Origin of the sequence: Pseudomonas sp. NPDC088885, from assembly GCF_044750025.1 — a bacterium.
Taxonomy (GTDB): domain Bacteria; phylum Pseudomonadota; class Gammaproteobacteria; order Pseudomonadales; family Pseudomonadaceae; genus Aquipseudomonas; species Aquipseudomonas rustica.
In genome coordinates this window covers 1-8,297 of sequence record NZ_JBIVJB010000121.1, presented here as the reverse complement: position 1 = coordinate 8,297, position 8,297 = coordinate 1, and the positions used below count along the sequence as shown (strand labels likewise).

The 8,297-nt window shown below is 60.6% G+C and carries 7 protein-coding genes; all 7 read left to right on the top strand.

Going from position 1 to position 8,297, the window contains the following annotated elements:
• Positions 1–2,594 (top strand): FimV/HubP family polar landmark protein (locus ACIP1X_RS25860; protein WP_400755691.1); only part of this gene is annotated, 2,594 nt, incomplete at its 5' end.
• Between the two features lie 269 nt (positions 2,595–2,863).
• The gene (gene truA, locus ACIP1X_RS25855) at positions 2,864–3,688 is read left to right on the top strand and encodes a tRNA pseudouridine(38-40) synthase TruA (protein ID WP_077571926.1); all 825 of its coding nucleotides are present in this window, start codon (positions 2,864–2,866) and stop codon (positions 3,686–3,688) included.
• A 65-nt stretch (positions 3,689–3,753) separates the two neighbouring features.
• Positions 3,754–4,374: a phosphoribosylanthranilate isomerase gene (locus ACIP1X_RS25850; RefSeq protein WP_400755690.1), complete on the top strand. Its 621-nt coding sequence runs from the start codon at positions 3,754–3,756 to the stop codon at positions 4,372–4,374.
• A gap of 366 nt (positions 4,375–4,740) precedes the next feature.
• Positions 4,741–5,661: an acetyl-CoA carboxylase, carboxyltransferase subunit beta gene (gene accD, locus ACIP1X_RS25845; protein ID WP_008083214.1), complete on the top strand. Its 921-nt coding sequence runs from the start codon at positions 4,741–4,743 to the stop codon at positions 5,659–5,661.
• Entirely contained in the window at positions 5,658–6,965 is a 1,308-nt protein-coding gene (folC, locus tag ACIP1X_RS25840; RefSeq protein ID WP_400755689.1) for a bifunctional tetrahydrofolate synthase/dihydrofolate synthase, read from the top strand. The genes accD and folC overlap by 4 nt, the downstream gene beginning before the upstream one ends.
• Positions 6,949–7,611, top strand: a complete 663-nt coding sequence (locus ACIP1X_RS25835) for an SPOR domain-containing protein (RefSeq protein WP_282354448.1) — start codon at positions 6,949–6,951, stop codon at positions 7,609–7,611. Before folC ends, ACIP1X_RS25835 begins: the two co-directional genes overlap by 17 nt.
• A gap of 98 nt (positions 7,612–7,709) precedes the next feature.
• Complete coding sequence (locus tag ACIP1X_RS25830; protein WP_053118946.1) at positions 7,710–8,270, top strand: CvpA family protein; 561 nt, start codon at positions 7,710–7,712, stop codon at positions 8,268–8,270.
• Positions 8,271–8,297 lie beyond the last annotated feature (27 nt).

The window sequence follows — 8,297 nt, the reverse complement described above, 5'->3', positions numbered from 1 at the left end:
CGCATGCCCTCGGGCTCGGGGAGCTGACCCTGAAGTCGACCCTGAACCAGCCGCTGGTGGCTGAAATCGAGCTGCTCGACGTCAAGGATCTCACCGCTGCCGAAGTGGTGCCGAGCCTGGCTTCACCCGAAGATTTTGCCAAGGCCGGCGTTGATCGCCAGGCCTTCCTCAATGACCTGACGTTTACCCCGGTGCTCAACGCCAGCGGTAAAAGCGTACTGCGCGTGACGTCGAGCAAGCCGCTGTCCGAGCCGATGGTGAAATTCCTCGTGCAGGTGATGTGGCCGAACGGCCGTCTGCTGCGCGACTACAGCGTACTGCTCGATCCGTCGAAGTTCTCGCCGCAGACGGCTGATGCCGCTGCGCAACCGGCGCCGTCGCAAACCGTCACCGCGCCAACCACTGGCGCTACGCACTCGACTCAATACACCACGACCGCCCGCGATACCCTGTGGGAAATCGCCGCGAAAGCGCGTAATGGCGGCTCGGTGCAGCAGACCATGCTGGCGATTCAGGCGCTGAACCCGGACGCCTTTATCGGTGGCAACATCAACCGCTTGAAAACCGGTCAGGTGCTGCGTCTGCCGGATTCGACACAAAGCACCGCGCTGCCACAAACCGCTGCCATTGCAGAAGTCGCTGCGCAGAACGACGCCTGGCGCTCGGGTCGTCGTTACGTGGCCAAGCCTGGCACTGGCCAGCAGCAGCTGGATGCGACCAATCGTGGTCGTGGCAATAGCGGCGCTGCGCCAAATACCAGCGACAATCTGAGCCTGGTGTCTGCCGAAAGCGCCAAGGCGCGCGGCAAGGGCCCGGCCGGCGATGCCAAGGCGCTGAGCAACAAACTGGCGGTCACGCAGGAAAGCCTCGACACGACCCGTCGCGACAACGAGGAATTGAAGAGCCGCGTGTCCGATCTGCAAAGTCAGATGGACAAGCTGCAAAAACTGATCGAGCTGAAAAACAATCAACTGGCGAAGCTGCAGGCTGAAGGCTCGGGCGCTGCGCCAGCGACTAACGCTGCAAATCCAGCGGTTCCTGCGATCACTGCAGATTTGGCTGCGACACCGCCTGCAACTCCGGCAGAAGCGGCCGCATCGCCAACCCCGGAATCGGCGATTGCACCGCCAGTTGATGCGCCGGTAGCGCCGACTGCCGAGCCAAAACCGGTTGTCGATGATGAGAAAACCTTCAACGAGCTGCTGACCAATCCTGTCCTGTTGGGACTGATCGGTGGCGGTGCGGTGGTTCTGCTGCTCCTGCTGTTGCTGCTGGCGCGTCGCCGCAAAGCTCAGCAGGAAGCCGAGAAACACATGCGCATGGCGCGTGCGTTGTCCGAAGAACAAGAGTTCTCCGCCGAACAGGATCTGCCGGAAAGCAGCTTCGAAGGTCTGGAAACACCAGCCGCCAGCGTCACACTCAATACCCCGGCTCCGGCGCCAACGCCTGCACCGGCAGCGGTCGTTGCGCCAGTGGTCATGGCCACGCCGATTGCGGCGCCGCTGGTTTCTCCGGCTGCCGAGCGCTCCGATGACGTGCTCGACAAAGCGCAATCGCATATCAATGCCGGTCGCCTGAATCAGGCTGCTGCGTTGCTGGAGGAGGGCGTCAGCCTCGAGCCGCAGCGCAGTGATCTGCGTCTGAAACTGATGGAAGTCTACGGTCAGCAGGGCGATCGCGATGCGTTCGTCGCTCAGGAACGTCAACTGGTGGCCAATGGCGATAACTTCGCCAAGGTCGAAGAGCTGAAAAGCCGCTTCCCGGCCATGGCCCTTGTCGCTGCCGGTGGTTTGGCTGCTGCCGCTGTAGCTGCCGAACTGGACGCGCAATACGTCAAAGATTTGCTGCTGGATGAGCCGGAAGCACCTGCTGCTGCCCCGGCACCGGCGGAAGATGATCTCGACAGCGCGTTTGACCTGAGCCTGGACGATCTCGACAACATCACACCGATCGAGCCTGCGCCTGTTGTTGAGCAGCAAACGCCGGAAGCACTGGCCGAACTCGACGAATTCCCGGCGGATGACGACCTGAGTTTTGAATCGGTTCTGCAACAGCAGACCGACATCAAAGAAAACCTCGACGATCTGTCGGACTTCGATCTGGATCTGGATCTCGGCGCCGAACCGTCGCCAGCCACTCTGGCCGAAGACGACTTCCTGCTGGATCTGGACGATGGCGTGAAAGACCTGTCGCCGGTTGAGCCGCCCGTCGTGGCTGACGTACCGCAGGACGATCTGGAATTGCCGGCCGATTTTGATCTGTCGCTGGCGGACGAGATGGACTCCAATCCACCGGCCGAGCCTGATGCGTTCGCGGCGGAGCTGGATGACGTCAATGCCGAACTGGATCGTCTGTCGCAGAACATCGCCGAGCCGACGTTTACTGAGGCGGATGCGGCGCTGGACGCTGATCTGGGCGAAGACGATTTCGACTTCCTCTCCGGCACTGATGAAGCGGCGACCAAACTCGATCTGGCTCAGGCCTACATCGACATGGGCGACAGCGACGGCGCGCGCGACATCCTTAACGAAGTGTTGACCGAGGGTGATGAGAAGCAGCGGGGCGAGGCCAAGGACATGCTTTCGAGCTTGTAATCAGTCCAGCGGTAAACGAAACGGCAGCCCATAGAGGCTGCCGTTTTTGTTTGTGCGGGTTTCACTGGTGCCTGATCCTCCGCTTTCGCGAGCAAGCCCGCTCCCACATTTGGAATGCATTCCCCTGTGGGAGCGGGCTTGATCGCGAAGGCATTGTTACAGGCGACAGAGAACCTCTGGTATCCCTGATCCACAGCCTTATAATGCCCGCCTTTGCAAAAACAGCAGGCTGTCCCACCTTGGCAAACATAGATAACCCGGTCGCCGAAATGGCCCCCGACGGCTTTTACCGCGTTGCGCTGGGCGTTGAATACAAAGGCTCGCGCTACAGCGGCTGGCAGCGCCAGTTGACGGGTGTGGCCACGGTGCAGGAAGAGCTCGAAAAAGCCCTGTCGAAAGTCGCCAACTCGCCGGTTTCCTTGCAGTGCGCCGGACGTACCGACGCCGGTGTGCATGCCTGCGGGCAAGTGGTGCATTTTGATACCACGGTCGATCGCTCGCTGAAAGCCTGGGTCATGGGCGCCAACATCAATCTGCCCCACGACATCAGCGTCAGTTGGGCGCGGGTGATGCCGGCGCATTTCCATGCGCGGTTCAAGGCCATCGCCCGGCGCTATCGCTACGTGATCTACAACGATCAGATCCGTCCGGCGCACCTCAACGAAGAAATCACCTGGAACCACCGCCCGCTCGACGTTGAGCGCATGGCCGAGGCCGCGCAGCACTTGATCGGTACGCATGACTTCAGCGCTTTTCGTGCCGGTCAGTGCCAGGCCAAGTCGCCAATCAAGAAGATGCATCACCTGCGCGTCACCCGCCACGGCAAGATGATCGTTCTCGACATCCGCGCCAACGCCTTCCTGCATCACATGGTGCGCAACATCGCTGGCGTCCTGATGACCATCGGTGCGGGCGAGCGGCCGGTCGAGTGGATGAAGGAAGTGCTGGAAAGCCGTGAACGCCGCTCCGGCGGGGTGACAGCGCATCCGTACGGCCTGTATCTGGTGCAGGTCGAGTATCACGATGAATTCCCGTTACCCGAGCGTTTTATCGGGCCACATTTCCTTACGGGATTCTCGGAACTTGACGGCTGACGCCCTCGAACGCTTTTGTTACCATCCGGGACTTTCCCGGATTTTGCCTTGGAGTTTTTCTCGACATGTCAGCCGTTCGCAGCAAGATCTGCGGGATTACCCGCATAGAGGATGCGCTGGCCGCCGTCGAGGCCGGGGCGGATGCGATCGGATTCGTGTTTTACGCCAAGAGCCCGCGCGCAGTGTCCGTGCAACAGGCGCGGGCGATCATCCAAGCGTTGCCGCCGTTCGTGACCACCGTAGGCCTGTTCGTTAATGCCAGCCGCTGCGAGTTGGGGGAAATCCTCGGTGCGGTGCCGCTGGATCTGCTGCAGTTCCACGGTGATGAAGTCGCTGAAGACTGTGAAGGCTGGCATCGTCCTTACATCAAAGCGTTGCGGGTCAAGGCTGGCGACGACATCGCCGCAGCTGTAGATGCCTACCCAAGCGCCAGCGGTGTGTTGCTCGACACCTATGTTGAAGGCGTGCCTGGCGGAACCGGCGAGGCGTTCGACTGGTCTTTGATTCCGCAAGGTTTGAGCAAGCCGTTGATTCTGGCCGGCGGCCTGACCCCGGAAAACGTCGCGGGCGCCGTGGCCCAGGTAAAACCCTACGCCGTAGACGTGAGTGGCGGGGTAGAGGCCAGCAAAGGCATCAAGGATCACGCAAAGATCCGCGCATTTATCCAAGCAGTAAAAGAGAAATAGGAACCAGCAGGAACCTGTAGGAGCCTGTAGGAGCTGACGAGTGCAACGAGGCTGCGATCTTTTGATCGTAAAAAACAAGATCAAAGGATCGCAGCCTCGTTGCACTCGTCAGCTCCTACAAGTTCCTACTAGTTCTTACAGAGTGGCGGTGCCGATATTGATGTGACGGCTGGCAGTCTGCCGCCGTCCATCAATGCACTTGCACAAAGCAAGCGTGGCTGAGGGTTGTCCGGATTGCACGCAGGTCATGTTTTGCGCTGACCGTGGCGGTTCACCAACCATCGCCGCACACATGAATTTAGCTCAAGGGCATACGCGGGGTTGCGAATCGAAAGGTTCGGGCCGCCGGTACTGGAGAAAGAAAGCATGAGCAACTGGTTAGTAGACAAACTGATCCCTTCGATCATGCGTTCCGAGGTCAAGAAGAGCTCGGTGCCTGAAGGTCTGTGGCACAAATGCCCGTCTTGCGAGGCTGTGCTGTATCGTCCGGAGCTGGAAAAGACCCTGGACGTTTGCCCCAAGTGCAACCACCACATGCGCATCGGCGCACGTGCGCGCATCGACATCTTCCTTGATGCCGAAGGTCGCAACGAACTGGGCGCCGATCTGGAGCCGGTTGACCGTCTGAAATTCCGTGACGGCAAGAAGTACAAGGATCGCCTGGTGGCTGCGCAAAAGCAGACCGGCGAGAAAGACGCGCTGATCTCGGTCAGCGGCACCCTGCTGGGCATGCCGGTGGTGGTTTCGGCGTTCGAATTCAGCTTCATGGGCGGTTCCATGGGCGCCATCGTTGGTGAGCGTTTCGTACGTGCTGCCAACTACGCGCTGGAAAATCGCTGCCCGATGATCTGCTTCGCCGCTTCCGGCGGTGCGCGCATGCAGGAAGCACTGATCTCGCTGATGCAGATGGCCAAGACCTCGGCTGTGCTGGCGCGTCTGCGTGAAGAAGGCATTCCGTTCATCTCCGTGCTGACCGACCCGGTCTACGGCGGTGTTTCCGCGAGTCTGGCGATGCTTGGCGATGTGATCGTCGGTGAGCCGAAAGCCCTGATCGGTTTTGCCGGCCCGCGCGTTATCGAACAAACCGTGCGTGAAAAACTGCCGGAAGGCTTCCAGCGCAGCGAATTCCTGCTGGAACACGGCGCGATCGACATGATCATCCACCGTCAGGAACTGCGCCCGCGTCTGGGTAACCTGCTGGCACAAATGACTGGCAAGCCGACGCCGAAATTCGTCGCCGCGCCAATCGAGCCGATCGTGGTTCCACCGGTACCTGCTGGCCTATGACCGAGCGCACCCTTGGCGAATGGCTCGCCTACCTTGAGCAGTTGCATCCGTCGGCCATCGACATGGGCCTGGAGCGTTCGCAACAGGTAGCGTCCCGCATGGGGCTGGGCCAGCCGGCGCCTCGGGTGATTACGGTCACCGGCACCAACGGCAAAGGTTCGACCTGCGCATTCGTGGCTTCATTGCTGCGTGCGCAGGGCCTGAGCGTGGGTGTCTACAATTCTCCGCACCTGCTGCGTTACAACGAGCGGGTGCAGCTCAATGGCGTCGAAGCCACTGACGCACAGCTGTGCGAAGCCTTTGCTGCGGTCGAGGCCGGGCGCGGCGACACTTCCCTGACCTACTTCGAAATGGGCACCCTGGCGGCGTTCTGGCTGTTTCAACAGGCAAAACTCGACGCTGTGGTGCTCGAAGTTGGGCTGGGCGGGCGTCTGGACACGGTCAACGTGGTCGATGCCGACATCGCGCTGGTCACCAGCATTGGCGTCGATCACGCCGATTATCTGGGCGACACCCGTGAATCCGTGGCTTTCGAGAAGGCCGGGATTTTCCGTCAGGGCAAACCTGCCTTGTGTGGCGATCTGAATCCTCCGCAACCGTTGCTCGACAAGGCGCGCGAACTGGCCTGTCCGTTCTTCCTGCGTGGGCGTGATTTCGATCTCGGTATCACCGATCAACACTGGCAGTGGCGCGGTACCGATGCGCAGGGGCAGGCTGTCGAACTGCGCGACTTGCCGTTGCTCGATTTGCCGATGGAGAACGCCGCGCTGGCGTTGCAGGCGTATCTGTTGCTCGGTTTGCCGTGGCATGCCGAGCAGATCATTGCCGCCTTGCAGGCGACTCGCGTGGTCGGGCGTCTGGATCGCCGTTCGTTCGAGTGGAACGGCAAACGCCTGAATGTGTTGCTGGATGTGGGGCATAACCCGCACGCGGCCGAGTATCTGGCTTGTCGGCTGGCCTCGCGGCCACCGGTCGGCAAGCGCCTGGCAGTGTTCGGTTTGTTGGCCGACAAGGATCTGGATGGTGTTGTCGGCGAATTGAATGCTAGTGTCGAGCATTGGGCTGTCGCGCCGCTGGATTCGCCGCGCGCACGTCCGGTGGCTGAATTAAACGCGGCATTGCAGAACCTTGGTGCGTCGGTCACGTCTTACGACAGTGTCGCCGCCGCCCTGGACGGTCAATGCGCAGTGGCGACAAGCGACGACGAGATTCTGTTGTTCGGATCATTTTATTGTGTCGCCGAGGCCCTTGAATGGTTGGCCCGGCGCTCCACGGAGGAAGCGGCAAATGGCTTTGCTGGATAAAGCGTACAAGCAGCGCATGGTTGGCGCTCTGGTGCTGGTGGCGTTGGCGGTGATTTTCCTGCCGATGCTGTTTTCGCGTCAGGACGAACAGCGTCAGGTTGTCGTGGAAGCACCGGCTGCCCCGCAAGCCCCGACCGTGCCGCAAGTGCAGGTCGAGCCGGTCGCCGTGCCTGAGCCGCAAGCCTTGCCGCAAGAGCCTGTGCCGACGGACGAAGAGGTCGCCGAGCAAGAAGCACCTTCGGCACCGATCGCCGCCGCACCGGTAGTGCCAGCGCAGATCGTCAAACCGACAACGCCGCCGCCAACCTCGAAACCGATTCCTGCGCCTGCTCAGCCGATTACTGCCGGCCCGAGCGCCGCAGCGAGCAAGCCGGACACCACGCAAAGTCGCGTCGATGCCAACGGTCTGTCGGTGAGCTGGTCGGTGCAACTGGCTAGCCTGTCGAGCCGTGCCAGCGCCGAAAGCCTGCAGAAAACCCTGCGCAGCCAGGGTTATAACGCCTATATCCGTACGGCCGATGGCAAGAATCGGGTGTTTGTCGGCCCGCTGATCGAGCGCGCTGAAGCCGATCGTTTGCGTGATCTTTTGAGCCGTCAGCAGAACCTCAAGGGTTTTGTCGTGCGTTTCCAGCCTGAGCGCGGCTAAAAACTATCGCCTCGATTGAAATGCACTGACAATCGCAGCTTACCGAGAGGCATGCGCTCTGCTAAAATGCGCCGCCTTATCCGTCTGTAGGCTGCACTGTGCCATTTACCTGGGTTGACTGGGCGATCGTTGCAATCATCGCCATCTCCGCTTTGATCAGTTTGAGCCGCGGCTTCGTCAAAGAAGCATTATCGCTGGTGACCTGGATCATCGCAGGAGTCGTCGCCTGGATGTTCGGTGGTTCATTGTCCGAGTACCTCGCCGGATACATCGAAACCCCATCGGCTCGCGTGATCGCGGGCTGTGCCATCATGTTTGTCGCCACACTGATCGTGGGCGCAATGATCAATTATCTTATCGGCGAGTTGGTACGCGTCACCGGGTTGTCCGGGACCGATCGATTCCTCGGCATGGCCTTCGGCGCAGCGCGTGGCGTGTTGCTGGTGGTTGTGGCGATCGGGCTGTTGAGCCTGGGGCCGGTACAGCAGGACGGGTGGTGGAAAGAATCCCAACTCGTTCCCAAGTTTCTATTGGTCGCCGACTGGTCCAAAAACCTGATCCTCGGGTGGAGCAGTCAGTGGCTTGCCAGCGGAATCAGCGTACCCGCTGATATTCCGTTCAAGGAGCAACTCTTGCCGTCGGCGAAAACGCCTCAGTGAGTGGTGGTCAGATCCGATCCCTTAAGT